We start from the raw sequence: 16,423 nt of genomic DNA on the forward strand, positions 1-16,423 counted from the left end.
TTGCGCTCGCTGCCGGCGTGGCGAGCTGAATGTGCCGCCTCGTTGCGAAGCGGCCTGAGACCAGTTCTAACGAATGCAGGTCACGGTGTGAATGATCGATTTGTCATAAGGACGTAACCTTTCCTAGGGTGAAGGGATAAGTAAATAAATGCGACTCAACCCTATTTGCGGTTTGGCCCGCACACATCGGGGTTTTGCGGAACCTTGACGTCATTTCGCCAGCGTTGCGACGGGGGCGAAGAAATATCTAGTAATGCGACGAAGGGTCACGCTGGCTCCGTAGTTCGTGGAAATTATCTGTACTGCCTGATGATCTAAGCTGTTCTTGCTACCTGGCGAGCGGCGGATCAAAACAGGCGGCCTGGCCACCCGGCTGCAATCAAGCAGCAAGGTATGGCCACTCGGATGCCTGCTCAAAGGGTATTCGGGCAAACATCGGCAAGGTGATGCGTCGCCTTGCCACTTACATAGCCCAAGGCGCTGGAAAACTCATGTCGGATCGTTTCGAACTCTATCTCACCTGCCCCAAAGGCCTCGAAGGCCTGCTTGCCGAAGAGGCCCGCGGCCTTGGCCTCGATGATGTACGCGAGCACACCTCGGCCATCCGTGGCGAGGCCGACATGGAAACTGCCTACCGCCTGTGCCTCTGGTCGCGCTTGGCCAACCGAGTGTTGCTGGTGCTCAAACGCTTCTCGATGAAGAATGCCGATGACCTTTACGATGGCGTGCACGCTGTCGACTGGGCCGACCACCTGGCTGCCGACGGTACGCTGGCCGTGGAGTTCAGTGGCCACGGCTCAGGCATCGACAATACCCATTTCGGGGCGTTGAAGGTCAAGGATGCCATCGTCGACAAGTTGCGCAACCGTGAGGGTATGCGCCCATCGGTTGAGAAGCTCGACCCGGATGTACGTGTGCATCTGCGCCTTGACCGAGGCGAGGCCATTCTCTCTCTCGATCTGTCTGGGCACAGCCTGCACCAGCGTGGGTATCGCCTGCAGCAAGGCGCCGCGCCGCTGAAGGAAAACCTCGCGGCTGCCGTGCTGATTCGCGCTGGCTGGCCACGTATCGCTGCCCAAGGCGGCGCCTTGGCCGACCCGATGTGCGGTGTAGGTACCTTCCTGGTGGAGGCTGCGATGATCGCTGCCGATATTGCGCCCAACCTCAAGCGTGAGCGCTGGGGTTTCAGCGCCTGGCTCGGCCATGTGCCGGCGACCTGGCGTAAAGTGCACGAACAAGCGCAGGCCCGAGCGCAGGCCGGCCTTGCCAAGCCACCGCTGTGGATTCGCGGCTATGAGGCTGACCCGCGGCTGATCCAGCCGGGGCGTAATAACGTCGAGCGCGCAGGCCTTGGCGATTGGGTCAAGATTTACCAAGGTGAAGTCAGCACCTTCGAGCCGCGCCCGGACCAGAACCAGAAAGGCCTGGTCATCAGCAACCCACCGTATGGTGAGCGCCTGGGTGACGAAGCCAGCCTGTTGTACCTTTATCAGAACCTCGGTGAACGCCTGCGCCAGGCTTGCATGGGTTGGGAAGCAGCGGTGTTCACCGGCGCACCCGAACTGGGCAAGCGCATGGGTATCCGCAGCCACAAACAATATGCCTTCTGGAACGGCGCCTTGCCGTGCAAGCTGTTGCTGTTCAAGGTGCAGCCTGACCAGTTCGTCACTGGTGAACGCCGCGAAGCTCAGCCCGAACATGGCCAGGACCGCCGCCCTGCGGCAGTCGCCAGCGTGCCGGCACGCCTATCTGAAGGCGCGCAGATGTTCGCCAACCGATTGCAGAAAAACCTCAAGCAGCTCGGTAAGTGGGCGCGTCGGGAGCAGGTCGACTGCTACCGTCTTTACGATGCCGATATGCCTGAATACGCCCTGGCGGTCGACCTGTATCACGACTGGGTGCATGTGCAGGAATACGCAGCGCCTCGCTCGATCGACCCGGACAAGGCACAGGGACGCTTGCTCGATGCCCTGGCTGCAATCCCCCAGGCCCTTGGCATTGATCCTCAACGTGTGGTGCTCAAGCGCCGTGAGCGCCAGAGCGGCACCCGTCAGTACGAGCGTCAGGCCACTGAAGGGCGTTTCCAGGAGGTCAATGAAGGTGGTGTGAAACTGCTGGTCAACCTCACTGACTACCTCGATACCGGCCTTTTCCTCGATCACCGCCCCATGCGCATGCGTATCCAGCGTGAGGCCGACGGCAAGCGTTTCCTCAACCTGTTCTGTTACACGGCCACGGCCACCGTGCATGCAGCCAAGGGCGGTGCGCGCAGTACCACCAGTGTCGACCTGTCGAAAACCTACCTGGACTGGGCCCGCCGGAATTTGTCGCTGAACGGCTTTTCCGAGCGTAACCGGCTGGAGCAGGGCGATGTAATGGCCTGGCTTGAAGCCAACCGCGACAGCTACGATCTGATCTTCATCGACCCGCCAACTTTCTCGAACTCCAAACGCATGGAAGGTGTGTTCGACGTTCAGCGCGACCATGTGCAACTGCTTGATCTGGCAATGGCTCGTCTGGCGCCGGGGGGGGTCCTATATTTCTCCAACAACTTCCGCAAGTTCCAGCTTGATGAGCACTTGAGCACGCGCTATGTGGTCGAGGAAATCAGCGCTCAGACGCTGGACCCGGACTTCGCGCGCAACAACCGCATTCACCGCGCCTGGCGCCTGCAATTGCGCTAAGTCGAAAAGGCGCGTTGCGCGCTTAGTGGCCAATAGCTATAACTCAGCTGATGGCCGAGATTTCGCAGGACGCTGACGTGATGAGATTGATCTATGTCGAAGTGGGGCGTACGTGCGAAGGTGTTGGGTCTGTGCAGCGAGGCATTGGCTGGCTGGGCGGTGGCGTTGGTGGCGTTGGTGGCCGGTGCTCTGCTGACGGCGGGCCTGGCCTTGGCTGCCCAGGCACTTTACAAGCAACAGCTGCGTCAGCGCTTCGAGCTGCTGGCCACTGAACGTCAAAGCCGGATTGCTGAGCGCTTCGACGATCAGGAGCAGCGCCTGGACGGGTTGCGGCGTTTTTTCACCTACTCCAGGGATATTACGCCAAGCGAGTTCGAGGGCTATGCCCGAGCCTTGCTGCAACGAACCCAGGCTTATTCCTGGGCACCGCGAGTAGAGGCGTCGCAACGACGTGAGTTCGAGCGCCAGGCCAGTGGCTGGCTTGGCCACGATTACCAGATACGCCAGCTTGATGCTTCGGGTAATTGGCAGTCGGCACCTGCGCGGGATCATTATTACCCGGTGCTCTACACCCAGGCCGATGCCTTGCAAGGGCAACCTTACGGGCTCGACCTGCGCAGCCAGCCGGCACGTGAGCAGACCTTGGCGCGGGCGGTGCATCCAGGCAGTATGGCGGTTTCTGCACCGCTGGACATGCTTAGTGTTGCGCCGCAGTTCAGCCGTGGGGTGATGATCGTGGCTCCGGTGTTTGCCGATGCTCAGCCCGATGGCCCCCCGCAAGGCTATGTCATGGCGCTGATGAACATGCGCCAGTTGCTCACTGAGGGCCTTCCGGCGGCCGCCGATGACAACCTGGTAGTGCGCATCACCGACCCGACTGGGCGCGGTGGTCATGAAGTGCTGTTCGACTCGCAGAACCCGGTGGCGGCACTTAGCATGGTCAGCACTCAGTTGCTGCACCTGGCCGATCACGCTTTCCAGCTGGACATTCGCCCTAGCCAGGCCTTTCAGAAGGCCAACCAGTCTTCGGCAGCTTTTGCCGTTACGTTACTGGGTGGTTTGTTGAGCCTGTTGTTGAGCACGCTTCTTTACAGTCTGTTCAGTCAACGGCAGCGCGCCTTGGCGCTGGTCGAACAGCGCACGGCGCAGTTGCAGATCAGCGAGCAGTCGTTGCGCGAAACCCACAACCGGCTGCGCAGCGTGCTGGATGCGGCAACGCAAGTAGCGATCATCGCCACCAGCCTCAAGGGCGTTATCAGCACCTTCAACACAGGTGCCGAGCGCATGCTTGGTTATTCGGCCAATCAAGCCATCGGGCATCTGCAACTTGAGGATCTGGTGTTGCCTGAGGAGCTGAACCAGCGGGCCCAAGCATTGAGCACCCGTTACGGGCGCCAAATCGCCGGTGGGCAGGCGATGTTTGCCGAAACCATCCACGACAGCAGCGGTGAGCCGGTCGAGTGGACCTTGGTGCGTAAGGATGGCAGCCATTTACAAGCCAACATGCTGGTCACCGCCGTGCTCGATGAGCAGGGGCTCTGGGTAGGCTACCTGGCCATCTGCATCGACGTCACCGAGCGACGACGTGTGCTGGAGGCGTTGGCCATGCGTGATCGTCTACTGGAGAAACTCAGCGCGCAAGTACCGGGGGGGATCTATCAGTATCGGCTGGATGCCGACGGGCACTCCTGCTTCCCCTATGCGAGCCAAGGGCTGTTCGATATCTACGAAATCGACCTGCAGCTGCTGCGCAAGGATGCTACGGCGGTATTCGAGCGCATTCATCCTGACGATCTGGAGCGTGTGCGCCGCTCGGTGCGTTACTCTGCCGAACACCTGTGCGCGTGGCGCGAAGAGTACCGGGTGTGCCTGCCGCGCGCTGGGCTGCGCTGGGTGCGTGGCGAGGCGACCCCAGAGCCTGGTGAAGATGGTTGCACGCTGTGGCATGGCTACCAGACCGATATTTCTGATCTCAAAGGGGTCGAGGAAGAGTTGCGCGCGTTGTCGATTACCGACGCATTGACTGGGATACATAACCGCCGTTATTTCCAGGAGCGCTTGAGGGCCGAACTTGAACGCGCCCAGCGTGGCGGGCTGGACTTAGCCGTGATCATGCTCGACATCGATCATTTCAAGCGGATCAATGATCACCATGGCCATGCCGTGGGTGACTTGGTGCTTCGACGTTTGTGCCAGCGCATTGCTCAGCGGTTGCGCCGTACTGATGTGTTCTGCCGCTTGGGGGGCGAGGAGTTCATGGTGCTGTGCCCGGGCAGCAATGCAGAACAGGCGCGGGTGCTGGCCATGGAGCTGTGGCAAGCGGTGCGTAGCGTGCCCATTGAAGGAGTGGGCAAGGTCACCGCGAGCTTCGGTGTTGCTGGCTGGCGCGAAGGAGAGGGCGCTGATGCCTTGCTGTTGCGTGCCGACGCTGGGGTGTATGCGGCCAAGCAGGCTGGCCGGGACAGAGTTGAACCCGAGCTGACCTGACAGACGCATGTGCTTGCACCGGTAGTTTCGCGGGTAAACCCGCTCCTTCACGTGAACAACTGCGCTGTAATGCGCTGCTGTTAGTGCCGGAACGGGTTTGGCCGCGAAGAGGCCAGCCCAAGCAGGCGTATCAAGGCGCTGCTGCAGTGATGTTGTTGTTCAATTTCGGTTGGCGATACAGGTCCAGCAGAACCTGGTCGAGCACCTGCGAGGCGCCCCAGGGTTTCGGGTCGTTGAGGATCGCTGCTACTGCCCAGGTCTTACCGTTGCTGTCGCGGCTGAAGCCGGCGATGGCTCGCACGGTGTTCAGGGTACCGGTCTTGATATGGCCCTCACCTGCCATGGCAGTGCGCTTGAGGCGCTTGCGCATGGTGCCATCCATGCCTACCAGCGGCATCGAGCTGATGAACTCGGCCGAATAGGGGCTGTTCCATGCCGCTTGCAGTAGCGCGGCCATCTCGCGGGTGCTGACCCGCTCGGCGCGTGACAGGCCTGAGCCGTTCTCCATCACCAGATGTGGAGCGGTGATACCTTTTTTCGCCAGCCACTGGCGTATCACACGCTGCGCGGCCCGTGCGTCGTCGCCATCGGCGTCGGTGCGGAACTGCGCGCCCAGGCTGAGGAACAGCTGCCTGGCCATGGTGTTGTTGCTGTATTTGTTGATGTCGCGGATCACTTCCACCAGGTCCGGTGAGAAAGCACGTGCCAGCAGGCGTGCGCTCTTGGGCACGTTTTCCACGCGATCGCGGCCCTGAATGCTGCCACCAAGCTCGTTCCAGATTGCCCGCACGGCCCCGGCAGCGTAGGTCGGGTGGTCCAGCAACGACAAATAGGTCTGCGAGTTGCAGCCATCGGCCAGCTGACCTGTGACGGTCACACTGACCCCGTCAGCCTGCTGCACAGGGTTGTAGCGTACGTCGCCGCTGCATTGCTTGCCTGCCACGGCCTTGACCTGGTTGTCGATGCGAATGCTTGCGATCGGTGGTTCCACGGCAACGGTGACTTTGCCTCCATCGTTGCGAGCGACGAAGCGCAGAGCCTTGAGGTTGATCATCAGGGAATCGGGCTTGACTAGAAACGGCTTGTTGACGTCGCCGCCGTCATCATCGAACTGGGGCAGGTTGGGTTGCACGAAATGGCTGCGGTCCAGTACCAGGTCGCCGGTGACGGTGCGCACGCCATTGGCGCGCAGGTCACGCATCAGCAGCCAGAGCTTTTCCATGTTCAGTTTGGGGTCGCCGCCGCCCTTGAGGTACAGGTTGCCATTGAGCACACCATTGCTAAGGGTGCCATCGGTGTAGAACTCGGTTTTCCATTGAAAGGTCGGGCCGAGTAATTCAAGGGCGGCGTAAGTGGTGACCAGCTTCATGGTCGAGGCCGGGTTCACCGATACATCGGCATTGAACACGGTCGCAGTGCCCGGGCCATTCAACGGCAGCATCACCAGCGAGAGGGCGCTGTCCTGTAACTTGTTGGCCTTGAGCGCCTGCTGAACCTTGGGCGGCAGGTTGGTATTGACGGCGGCAGCCTGGCTGGGTAGCGCGAGGGGCAGCAGCAGGCTGGCAAGAACGAGAGGGCGGAGCTGTTTGATCATAAGAAGTAAACACCCTGCAGACGAGGGAAAAAGACACAGGGGCTGTAAGAGATGATCGCCCCAGGATGAAATATAGAGCGCATTATGCCCCAAGCGCAGCGTTGATGTGCCACGTTCGACGGAAAAGCGCCTTTGTAGCGCGGAAACTGTTAAAGTGCCGCGCGTAATTACTTAAGAGGATTGTTTCATGGCTACCAACCGTTCCCGTCGTCTACGCAAGAAGCTGTGCGTGGATGAATTCCAGGAGCTGGGTTTCGAACTGAACCTGGGTTTCAAGGAAGACCTGTCCGACGAAGCCATCGATGCCTTCCTCGACGCATTTCTGACTGAAGCCATGGATGCCAACGGCCTGGACTATGTCGGTGGCGATGATTTTGGCCTGGTTTGCTCGGCCAAGCGCGGCTCGGTCAGCGAAGAGCAGCGTGCTGCCGTAGAAGCCTGGCTCAAAGGCCGCAGCGAGCTGACCAATATTGAAGTCAGCCCGCTGCTGGATGCCTGGTATCCAGAAAAGCCGATCAACCCGGCTTCCTGATGCCTGCTTGAGCGGCCCCGCCCGGGGGTTCGCTCGATAAAGCGCTGGCCAGTTCTCTGGCCAGCGCTTTCTCTACTCGGCGCATATGCCGTGCCAGTACCTGCCGTTGTAATTTGATGCATGGCGTAGGGCCATCTTGCCTTTCCAGGGCCGCGCAGGCCTCCATCATGGCCTTTGCTTCCAAAAGCCGCGCCGCGCTCAGGATCTTGTGCGCCTGCTCGCGGATACCGTCTGCCTGTTCGACAGGGTCCAGGGCCATGAGCAATTTCAGATCGTCTTTCAGGCTTTTATGCACGGCGGTGAGAAACAGGCTGCGGCTTTGGGCACTGTCGCCTACGATGCCAGTCAGGCCTGCGAGGTTAAAAGGTGGCGCTACTGCCGGGCTTGGACGGGGCGTGATTTTGGCCAGGCACTGGCTCAGGGTACGCAGGCTGATAGGCTTGAGCAGGCAGTCGTCCATGCCTGCACTCAGGCATTTCTGTCGGACTTCCGGCTGAGCGTTGGCGGTGTAACCCAGAATGATGCAGCGCGGGCGACCTAGCTTGCGCTCTTCGCAGCGAACCGCGGTAGCCACTTGGTAACCATTCATGTGAGGCATGTTGCAGTCTAGTACCAGCACGTCGAACGGCATCGTGCGCCATTTCTCCAGGCCTTGGCGGCCATCGCTTGCACTGGTATGGCTAAGCCCCAGGTAGCTCAGTTGTTGCGCCATCAGCATCAGGTTGGCTGGGTGGTCATCGATGACCAAGACCTTCAGGTCGGCAGCGGGGACCTCGACCTCTTCCACCTCCGATACTACAGGCACCGGCGCTTCGACAGGCTCCAAGGGCATCATCAGGCGCACCTGAGTACCTGTCCCGGGAGTGCTGTTGATACTTAAAGTGCCACCCATCATCTCGCTTAGGCTACGGCAGATCGCCAAACCCAGCCCAGTGCCCGCACGGGCGCCCTGGCTGTGTGGGTTGGCTTGCACGAATGGGTTGAACAAGTGCTGCAAATCACCTTCCTCAATGCCGATGCCGCTGTCACGCACTTCGAGCTCCAGGGTCGGCGGCGCGTCAGGGCCTTGGTCGCGCAAACCTAGCGTGACGTGGATCTGCCCTTGCTCGGTGAACTTGATGGCATTGCTGACCAGGTTGGAAAGTATCTGCTTGAACCGCAGCGGGTCGAGCAAAGCATGGCAGCGGGCGTTGGGGTTGATCCATACCTGGAGTGCCAGGCCTTTCTGGCGGGCCTGGCCATCGAACACCCGGCCTACCGACTCCACCAGCGCTGCGGGATCCACTGCTTCCGGGCTGAGCGACAAGTGACCGGATTCGATCCTCACGATGTCGAGGATATCGCCAATCAGGCCCAGCAGATCCCTGGCTGAGTGGTGCGCCACCTCCAGTGAGGCTGGGTCGACCTGCCCTTGCAGCGCTCGCCTGAGCGCCAGTTCGAGCATACCGATGACCGCGTTCATCGGAGTACGTATCTCGTGGCTGATGGTGGCCAGGAAGGTGCTTTTGGCGCGGTTGGCATCGTCGGCCAGGCGTTTGGCGTCGCGCAGTTCCTGCACCAGCTTGCGACGCTCACTGATATCGATCCAGCCGCCGATAATCCCCTGCACTTCACCCAAAGAGTCGCGGTAGGGCAGGATCCAGTGATAGATCGTCATCTCCCGCTCGTGAAAGCGCAGTGGCCGGTCGATGATCAGCGGCACGCCGGCGGCCATCACCTGCTGGTAGTCAGCCTGGATCTGGCGAGTGTTCTCGGCAGCGGTAAATTGGCTCTCATCCAGGCGCTTGCCGATCACGTCTTGCTGACGGGACTGGACGGCCTCCAGGTAGCTAGCATTACAGCTTTTCAACCGGCCCTCGCGATCGCGCACGTACATCGGGTGAGGGGTTCCGTTGAGCAAGGCGCCCATGAATTCCAGTTGATCGCTCAGCGCCCGTTCGGCGCGCTGGCGTTGTTTGATCTGCCCGCGCAGACGCGCGTTCCAGATCAGAGCCAGCAACAGCAGCACACCGGTGCCCAGCAGCACCTGAAGAATCTGACGCCGCAAGGCAGGCCAACGGGCATCTTCATGCACATCATAGCCGCGCCACCGATTGTTGATGGCGCCCAATTCTTCCGGCGAAATACTCAGCAGCGCTTTGTCGAGGATGCTGGCAAGCGGCATGTCATGTTCGCGGGTGGCCATGGCGAAGACAGCCGGTTCGTTGCCCACCGTGTTGCGAATGACCAGGTTGGGGTTGCCGGCCAACGCGTGGTTGGCATTGATCAACGGCGTGATCATGGCATCGACTGCGCCACTGTTGAGCAGGGCCACGGAGTAGTAGGGGCTTTGCGTTTCGATTCGGCCAATCTGTGGAAAGCGGCTTGCCAGCAGATCGTCCAGGTTACTGTAGCGGGACATCGCAACGCGCTGACCGCTCAGTTGTTCCAGTGAAGCGTATTGTTCGTCACGGGCGCGGGTCACCAGCACATGGGGGCTTTCCAGGTAGGCGCGGCTCAGGTGCAGATGTTTGTCGGTGCTTCCATCGTTAGCCAGCGCGGCGATCATGTTCACGCGCCCGTCGCGCAGCTGCGCGAGCATATCAGCGATGCCGTTGGCCCGTTGTACCTCGAAGCGCAGGCCGGTACGCAGGCGAATCAAGTCCAGCAGGTCGGCGGTGATTCCACGAAAATGGCCATTGGCATCGAAGTAGGAAAGTGGTGCTGCAGTTTCGTCGATGGCGACCCGCATGACCGGGTGGCTCACCAGCCATTGCTCTTCTTCAGGCGTCAACTGGAGCTTGCGGTCACTCAGCAGCAGATCACCGCCTGCGCTCCATCGTTTGAAGATGCTTGCGCGTACGGCGCTGGGCTGCCGGTCGAGCGCTGCATTGACCAGTGCCTTGAGCTGAACGTCCTGCGTGCGCAGGGCAAAACTGAAACCGATGCTTTCGTGCTGGCCAAAACTTGCCATGCGCAAACGCGGCAAGTGCCCGCGGTTGAGTTGGTAATGTGTCGAGATGGTATCGCCGATAAATACGTCCGCCTGGCCGAACGCCACGGCATTCAGGGCTTGTGTGGTTGAGTCGAATGCCAGCACCTGGGCCTGGGCATACTCAGCGCGGACTCTGTCCTTGGGCAAGTAGTGGTACAGCATGCCCAGTCGCAACCCAGCAAGGCCTGAGTTCAGGGGAAGCCCTTCATCTTCCCGCGTGACCAAGACCGGTTGGTCGATTGCATAGGGATGGGAAAGGGTCAGGCCCTCGATTGCCGCTTCATAGCCGTTGGCACTGGCCAGTAAATCGATTTTGCCTTGCTTGAGCGCCTCAATTGCTGCGCTGCGGGTGGCGTAGCGCATGACCTGGACCGGCAAGTTCAATGCTTTGCCGATCAGGTTGGCGTATTCGGCGGTAAGGCCTTGATAGACTTGCCCACCCCCGGTGATGTCGAAAGGAGGATAGTCAGGCGCCGATATGCCCAGAACCAGTACCGATCGGCCCTCCAGCCACTGCCGCTGTTGTTCGGTCAGGCGCGGGCTGATTGGGTTGCTCGAAGATCGCGCCAACAGTGTATAGGGCTCGGCGTCAGGGGTTGAAGCCTGAGCCAGGTTGCAGGCCAGCACCAGGAAAAGACCTAGGCAGGTAATGATTCGCACAATCAAGACCTCAGACCAGCGCGTTGCGTTTTGCCATTTCGATCAGCTCGACCAAAGAATCGGCCTGCAGCTTCTGCATGAGGCGCTTTTTATAGGTGCTGACTGTTTTGTTGCTTAGAAACATGCCTTTTGCAATCTCTTGATTGCTACGACCTTGTGCAAAAAGTTGTAACACCATGAGTTCTCGATCGTTAACGAGTCGGAAAAGTCTTAGGTCTGAGTCTGCTGTTTCATGGCTGTGATGAATGGCCTGACTGGGAAAATAATTGTATCCGGCAATGACGGCCTTGATTGCGCTGAGTAGCTCACTAAGGTCTTCTTGCTTGCATACATAACCAGCTGCACCAGAGTGCATACAACGTACGGCGAACAGTGCCGGGGCCTGTGCGGTAAGTATCAGCACCTTCAAAGGCATGGCCATCGCCTGAAAGCGTGAAAGCACCTCCAGGCCGTCCAACCTAGGGATACTGATGTCGAGAATCACCAACTCCGGCTGGGTTTCGCGAATCAGTTGCATGGCATCCACACCATTGTCGGATTCGCCCACGACTTTGTAATTCTGGTTTTCCAGCAGCATGCGAACTGCAAGACGGATGACGGGATGGTCATCGACAATGAATACAGTGTTCATATCAAAACTCCCTGCTGCGTATGACGGAGGCAGGTGGCACCTTACCCCAGTTGGACGTCAGCAGGGGGGTGCAGTATAGAGATTCGTTAGATATGGGAAATGGCTTACAACTAAGTACACATTGAGCTACGAAGTGTAAGGAATTACTTCGCTACCAAGGATGATTCGGTAACTTTTCAGCAGCCCGTGTAGCATGTGTTTAGTAATGGATGCCGCGTGTAGGAAGTTTCTGATAGTTAGGCCTTGGCCCGGCTATTCAACCGGGCGCAGGGGCTTGTTCAGGTCGGGCTCGAACGGCCGGTCATTTCCCGCGCCATTTCGCTGGCATAGCTGTCAGTCATGCCGGCGATGAAGTCGATCATGCGCAGGAACGCCTTGTGCAACGAATCATTGGGGCTGGGGGCGTTGTTACCGATTAGGTCAAGCACGCGGCGGCTCTTGAATGAGGGGGTACGCCCGCCGTGTTGCTCTAGGGCCGCAGCGCAGAACGTGTTGAGGAGTATTTCTAGGGTGGTGTAGGCGCCAATCTCATGCAACGTCTTGCGCTTGTCCTGGAAAATCTTGTTTCGCGCCATCGCCTTTGCCTGCAGCACGCAGCGCTTGGCTGGGCCGTGCATGTGCTCGACCAGATCGCCAGTCAGGCGCCCGCTCAGCAGTGTTTGCTGCTGCTCGACGAAAGCCGCGGCGGCCGCATTGGTTAGATGTTCGATTGCCTTGCCCCGCAAGATCGCAAGCTTGCGTCGACGTGAGTCGGCAGGCCCAAGCTGGCGATAGGTTTCCGGCAGGTCGTCGCCGACAAGGTCCAGCAACAGCGCCTCGACTTCGGCGTAGTGCAGCAGCTCCATCTCCAGGCCGTCTTCCAGGTCGATCAGCGCATAACAGATGTCATCAGCCGCTTCCATGAGGTAGACCAGCGGATGGCGGGCCCAACGCTGGTCCTCGAGCAACGGCAGGCCAAGCTTGCGGGCGATCTGTTCGAGCAGCGGCAGCTCGCTCTGGTAGCAGCCGAATTTGTGTTTCTTATAGCCAAGTGCATCTGCGTGGCGAGCGGTCCACGGGTACTTCAGGTAGGTGCCCAGGGTCGCGTAGGTAAGCCGCGTGCCGCCGTCGAACTGGTGGTACTCAAGTTGAGTCAGTACGCGAAAACCCTGGGCGTTACCCTCGAAGTTGAGAAAGTCAGCGCGCTCATCATCGCTCATGTCGTCCAGCCAGCCCCTGCCTGCCGCCTGTTGGAACCAGTGGCGAATGGCATCTTCACCGGAGTGGCCGAACGGCGGGTTGCCAATGTCGTGGGCCAGGCAAGCCGACTGCACGATCATCCCCAGGTCGCTCGGATCGCACCAGTCGGGCAGGCTTGAGCGCAGGGTCTCGCCCACGCGCATGCCAAGCGAACGGCCCACACAGCTCACCTCCAGGGAATGCGTCAGGCGTGTGTGGATATGATCATTGCTCGATACCGGATGGACTTGCGTCTTGCGCCCCAGGCGGCGGAAGGCGCCCGAGAAGATGATCCGGTCATGGTCTTTGTGAAAGGGGCTGCGGCCAAGCTCATCGGCGCTGTACAGCGCTTTGCCGAGCCGTTCGCGGGTGAGCAGGGTGTGCCAGTCCAAGGCGCTCTCTCCTGTCGATCGAAGGGTATAGCTTCAGGTGCGGCGGGCAGGGGTGCAAGGGGCAGATTAAAACCGCCCCTGTGGGATTAGGGCCGCAGGCCATGCTCAGTGGCGGCGATTGCCTTGCAGGAACAGGCGCACCAGAGGAACCAGGCTTGTACCCAAGCGTACCAGGCGGCTGAGGTTGCCGCTGCGCACGCCTTTGCCGGTCAGAAAGCCTAGCGCGACCACTGCGCCTATTCCCCAAAGCGGTGCATGTTTGATGCCCAAACCGTCATGCAGCGAGCTGCCAATGCCGCGCAGGCGCACCAAGGGTTGCAGCAGTTGGCCGGACTCCTGACGAATTTCCTGGCGATGCATTTCAAGGCGCAGGCGCAGAAGCGCTTTGCGCAGTTCACGTGGGTTACGCGTATGGGGAAGTTCAGGCAGGCTCATGGCAACAGACGCTCCCTATCCTTGGCCAGTTCTTCGAGGGTGGCATTGAAGGGCGATGACTCGTCAAACACAGCGGCTTTGAGGCGCAGGCCGCAGAACACAGCTGCCAAGCCATAAAAAACGCATAGACCGATGATACCCGCCAAGCGATAGCTGTCCCACAGAAGGACCAGCAACAGGCCAGACAATGCCGTGAGCAGCAGCAGGGCGAAGACCAGCGCAAGTCCCGCGAACAACAGCAGCCTCAGGGTACGGCCTTTTTGCTCCTGCAGTTCGATTCCCAATAGTTCGATGTGGCTGTGCAAAAGCCCCAGTACCGCAGCACCCAGGCGTTTGCCTGAGGCGCCGGTGGCAATGCTGTCGTTCTCCATGGAAGCTCCTCAGCGCCGGTTGGCGAGCAGGCCGATCAACAATCCGACGCCGGCAGCGATACCGATGGCCTGCCATGGGTTTTCCTGCACGTACTGCTCGGCGCTACCAAGGGCTTCCTGGCCGCGCTCACGCACCGTTTCTTGCGTCAGTTGCAGGGTTTCACGTGCCTGGGAAAGGCGCTCATGAAGCTGACTGCGCAGCTCTTCAGCCTGATCGCCCGCCAGATTGGCGGTGTCTGCCAGCAGTTTCTCCGTGTCACGGACCAAGGTCTGGAAGTCAGCCATCAATATCTCTTGTGCAGTCTTTGCCGATTTGCTGGCCATGGGGCTCTCCCTGGTAGGTATTGAAAGTATGTAGATAGTTCGAGTGACGCGGCGCTTGGAAGGTTCAGTCGCTGTACTGGTATGGCACTTGCTAACGGAAATTGCCACAACGCAGGGCGTCATCTGGATCGATGCGCCGAAGCAGGGCGTCGACCCTGACAGGCACCGATAAACCTTAACCCAATCCACGACAAACCCAAGAAAAAACCACGCAGGCTGCGCTCGTATCGCCACAACCGGGCGAAAGCTGGCACCGAATCGGTGCAGGGATGCAAGGTCTTGAACTGTCCTGGTGCTCAATTTCAGCAGGTCTGCCTTTTCATGGAAAACATGCACAGCGCAATGGGCTCCCTGGTCCATAGCTCGAATACCTTGTTCATCCTCATGGGCGCCATCCTGGTGCTCGCCATGCATGCCGGCTTCGCATTCCTGGAAGTCGGCACGGTGCGGCACAAGAACCAAGTCAATGCACTGTCCAAGATCCTCAGCGATTTTGCCGTTTCTGCATTGGTGTACTTTTTCATCGGTTACTGGGTCGCTTATGGCGTGAGTTTCTTGCAGCCTGCTTCTGAACTGGCTGTGGACCATGGCTACGCGTTGGTTAAATGCTTCTTTCTGCTGACCTTCGCTGCGGCGATTCCTGCGATCATTTCCGGTGGCATCGCCGAACGTGCAAGGTTTGCGCCCCAGTTGTGCGCCACTGCGCTGATCGTAGCGTTCATCTATCCCTTCTTCGAAGGGGTGGTGTGGAATGGCAATCTTGGTGTGCAGGCGTGGTTGCAGGCGCGCTTTGGGGCGCCGTTCCATGACTTTGCAGGCTCTGTAGTGGTGCATGCTATGGGTGGCTGGCTGGCGCTGGCAGCGGTGCTGCTGTTGGGCGCGCGGCGTGGACGTTATCGCGATGGCCGGCTGGTGGCCTTCGCACCTTCGAGCATCCCTTTTCTGGCGCTGGGGTCGTGGATCCTGATCATTGGCTGGTTTGGCTTTAACGTGATGAGCGCTCAGACCCTGCAAGGGGTCAGCGGCCTGGTGGCAATCAATTCGCTGATGGCCATGGTGGGCGGCACTCTTGCGGCCTTGCTGGCTGGGCGTAACGACCCAGGTTTTCTGCACAACGGCCCACTGGCGGGCCTGGTGGCGGTCTGTGCCGGTTCTGATCTGATGCACCCTATTGGTGCGCTGGCCACCGGCCTGGTCGCGGGTGTGCTGTTCGTATGGAGTTTTACCGCTGCGCAGAACCGCTGGAAGATCGATGATGTCCTCGGTGTCTGGCCGCTGCATGGCTTGTGTGGCCTATGGGGTGGCATCGCCTGTGGCGTGTTCGGGCAGGAGGCGCTGGGCGGCATGGGCGGGGTAAGCTTGATCAGCCAGTTGCTGGGTAGCCTGGCAGGAGTAGGGGTGGCAGTGGTCGGTGGTTTTGCCGTGTATGGGTTGATACGGCGACTGCATGGCCTGCGTTTAAGCCATGAGCAGGAATTTCAGGGTGCTGACCTGTCACTGCACCGGATAGGCGCCACCAGCCAGGATTGAACAGCTTCAGGTGCGCCGTGGGCAAGAGAGACCTAAAATAGGGTTGTCCAATTGCTGAATCGAGCCTTGCCCCATGCTGCCTGAATGCCAACTCTTCGGCACCGTTGGGTGCCACTTGTGTGAAGTGGCCGAAGCCGTGCTCATGCCATTCGTCGACCACGGCCTGCTTATCGAACTGGTTGACATCGCCGATGAACAAGCGCTGTTCGAGCGGTATGGGCTGATCATTCCAGTGCTGCGCCGCGCTGATACTGCTGCCGAGCTGCATTGGCCTTTCGATGCTGAGCAGGTGGTAGCGTTTCTGACCTCATAACAGCCGAGGGAAACCTCACCGGCTGGAGGGGGTTGGCGGTGCAAGCAATGATGACCAACCGATGACGCGTATCGGTTCGGTGCATTGTCAAAAGAGGCTCGCCATGTTCATCACACCGCACTTCACACTCAGGGAAATGACCGTTTCGCAAACTGCCGCAAGAGGGGGGCTGGACAATACCCCCACGCCCGAGGCGATGAGTAATCTGCGCCTTCTTTGCCAAGCCCTCGAGCAAGTGCGAGCGCTGTTCGGCCGCCCTGTCATCATCAGTAGTGGCT

The 16,423-nt window shown here is 59.7% G+C and carries 13 protein-coding genes; 6 read left to right on the top strand and 7 right to left on the bottom strand.

Going from position 1 to position 16,423, the window contains the following annotated elements:
- Positions 1-491 precede the first annotated feature (491 nt).
- Together rlmKL and J5M56_RS07830 are read left to right on the top strand one after the other, a co-directional pair.
- The gene (gene rlmKL / locus J5M56_RS07825) at positions 492-2,684 is read left to right on the top strand and encodes a bifunctional 23S rRNA (guanine(2069)-N(7))-methyltransferase RlmK/23S rRNA (guanine(2445)-N(2))-methyltransferase RlmL (RefSeq protein ID WP_207936304.1); all 2,193 of its coding nucleotides are present in this window, start codon (positions 492-494) and stop codon (positions 2,682-2,684) included.
- A gap of 93 nt (positions 2,685-2,777) precedes the next feature.
- Positions 2,778-5,171, top strand: coding sequence for a diguanylate cyclase (locus tag J5M56_RS07830; protein ID WP_207936310.1), 2,394 nt, complete (start codon positions 2,778-2,780; stop codon positions 5,169-5,171).
- A 130-nt stretch (positions 5,172-5,301) separates the two neighbouring features.
- Here J5M56_RS07830 and dacB read toward each other — a convergent pair whose 3' ends face one another.
- Positions 5,302-6,765 (bottom strand): D-alanyl-D-alanine carboxypeptidase/D-alanyl-D-alanine-endopeptidase, encoded by a 1,464-nt coding sequence (gene dacB / locus J5M56_RS07835; RefSeq protein ID WP_207936312.1) that lies wholly within the window; start codon positions 6,763-6,765, stop codon positions 5,302-5,304.
- 187 nt (positions 6,766-6,952) lie between these two features.
- Between dacB and J5M56_RS07840 the strand changes: the two genes are divergently transcribed.
- Entirely contained in the window at positions 6,953-7,297 is a 345-nt protein-coding gene (locus J5M56_RS07840) for a YggL family protein (protein ID WP_186476713.1), read from the top strand.
- Here J5M56_RS07840 and J5M56_RS07845 read toward each other — a convergent pair.
- The 6 genes from J5M56_RS07845 to J5M56_RS07870 all read right to left on the bottom strand — a co-directional run bounded on the left by J5M56_RS07845 (position 7,281) and on the right by J5M56_RS07870 (position 14,302).
- Positions 7,281-10,922, bottom strand: coding sequence for a transporter substrate-binding domain-containing protein (locus J5M56_RS07845; RefSeq protein ID WP_347709420.1), 3,642 nt, complete (start codon positions 10,920-10,922; stop codon positions 7,281-7,283). The two genes, J5M56_RS07840 and J5M56_RS07845, sit on opposite strands and share 17 nt — an antisense overlap.
- Positions 10,923-10,941: 19 nt before the next feature.
- Positions 10,942-11,562 carry a response regulator transcription factor gene (locus tag J5M56_RS07850; RefSeq protein ID WP_060477674.1) on the bottom strand — a complete coding sequence of 207 codons (621 nt, stop codon included), beginning with the start codon at positions 11,560-11,562 and terminating at the stop codon, positions 10,942-10,944.
- A 278-nt stretch (positions 11,563-11,840) separates the two neighbouring features.
- Positions 11,841-13,172 carry a deoxyguanosinetriphosphate triphosphohydrolase gene (locus tag J5M56_RS07855; protein ID WP_186476714.1) on the bottom strand — a complete coding sequence of 444 codons (1,332 nt, stop codon included), beginning with the start codon at positions 13,170-13,172 and terminating at the stop codon, positions 11,841-11,843.
- A 105-nt stretch (positions 13,173-13,277) separates the two neighbouring features.
- Positions 13,278-13,607, bottom strand: coding sequence for a hypothetical protein (locus J5M56_RS07860; protein ID WP_186476715.1), 330 nt, complete (start codon positions 13,605-13,607; stop codon positions 13,278-13,280).
- A complete protein-coding gene (locus J5M56_RS07865) occupies positions 13,604-13,978 on the bottom strand; it encodes a phage holin family protein (RefSeq protein ID WP_060477671.1) in 375 nt (124 codons plus the stop codon). Before J5M56_RS07865 ends, J5M56_RS07860 begins: the two co-directional genes overlap by 4 nt.
- Positions 13,979-13,987: 9 nt before the next feature.
- Positions 13,988-14,302, bottom strand: coding sequence for a YqjD family protein (locus J5M56_RS07870; protein ID WP_060477670.1), 315 nt, complete (start codon positions 14,300-14,302; stop codon positions 13,988-13,990).
- Between the two features lie 321 nt (positions 14,303-14,623).
- Here J5M56_RS07870 and J5M56_RS07875 point away from each other — a divergent pair, with 321 nt between their 5' ends.
- The 3 genes from J5M56_RS07875 to J5M56_RS07885 form a co-directional block, all read left to right on the top strand.
- A complete protein-coding gene (locus tag J5M56_RS07875; protein ID WP_186476716.1) occupies positions 14,624-15,832 on the top strand; it encodes an ammonium transporter in 1,209 nt (402 codons plus the stop codon).
- Positions 15,833-15,905: 73 nt separating this feature from the next.
- The gene (locus tag J5M56_RS07880; RefSeq protein ID WP_207936314.1) at positions 15,906-16,145 is read left to right on the top strand and encodes a glutaredoxin family protein; all 240 of its coding nucleotides are present in this window, start codon (positions 15,906-15,908) and stop codon (positions 16,143-16,145) included.
- A gap of 103 nt (positions 16,146-16,248) precedes the next feature.
- The coding region (locus J5M56_RS07885) for a D-Ala-D-Ala carboxypeptidase family metallohydrolase (RefSeq protein WP_243430620.1) at positions 16,249-16,423 on the top strand (175 nt) is incomplete at its 3' end.

Source organism: Pseudomonas sp. 51_B (genome assembly GCF_017491595.1).
In the GTDB taxonomy this organism is placed as follows: domain Bacteria; phylum Pseudomonadota; class Gammaproteobacteria; order Pseudomonadales; family Pseudomonadaceae; genus Aquipseudomonas; species Aquipseudomonas promysalinigenes.

Excerpts from the sequence above, each read along its gene's own strand:
- J5M56_RS07860 (WP_186476715.1), bottom strand. The coding sequence starts at position 13,607 with ATGAGCCTGCCTGAACTTCCCCATACGCGTAACCCACGTGAACTGCGC.
- J5M56_RS07865 (WP_060477671.1), bottom strand. The coding sequence starts at position 13,978 with ATGGAGAACGACAGCATTGCCACCGGCGCCTCAGGCAAACGCCTGGGT.
- J5M56_RS07830 (WP_207936310.1), top strand. The coding sequence starts at position 2,778 with ATGTCGAAGTGGGGCGTACGTGCGAAGGTGTTGGGTCTGTGCAGCGAG.
- dacB (WP_207936312.1), bottom strand. The coding sequence starts at position 6,765 with ATGATCAAACAGCTCCGCCCTCTCGTTCTTGCCAGCCTGCTGCTGCCC.
- rlmKL (WP_207936304.1), top strand. The coding sequence starts at position 492 with ATGTCGGATCGTTTCGAACTCTATCTCACCTGCCCCAAAGGCCTCGAA.
- J5M56_RS07840 (WP_186476713.1), top strand. The coding sequence starts at position 6,953 with ATGGCTACCAACCGTTCCCGTCGTCTACGCAAGAAGCTGTGCGTGGAT.
- J5M56_RS07870 (WP_060477670.1), bottom strand. The coding sequence starts at position 14,302 with ATGGCCAGCAAATCGGCAAAGACTGCACAAGAGATATTGATGGCTGAC.
- J5M56_RS07875 (WP_186476716.1), top strand. The coding sequence starts at position 14,624 with ATGGAAAACATGCACAGCGCAATGGGCTCCCTGGTCCATAGCTCGAAT.
- J5M56_RS07880 (WP_207936314.1), top strand. The coding sequence starts at position 15,906 with ATGCTGCCTGAATGCCAACTCTTCGGCACCGTTGGGTGCCACTTGTGT.
- J5M56_RS07850 (WP_060477674.1), bottom strand. The coding sequence starts at position 11,562 with ATGAACACTGTATTCATTGTCGATGACCATCCCGTCATCCGTCTTGCA.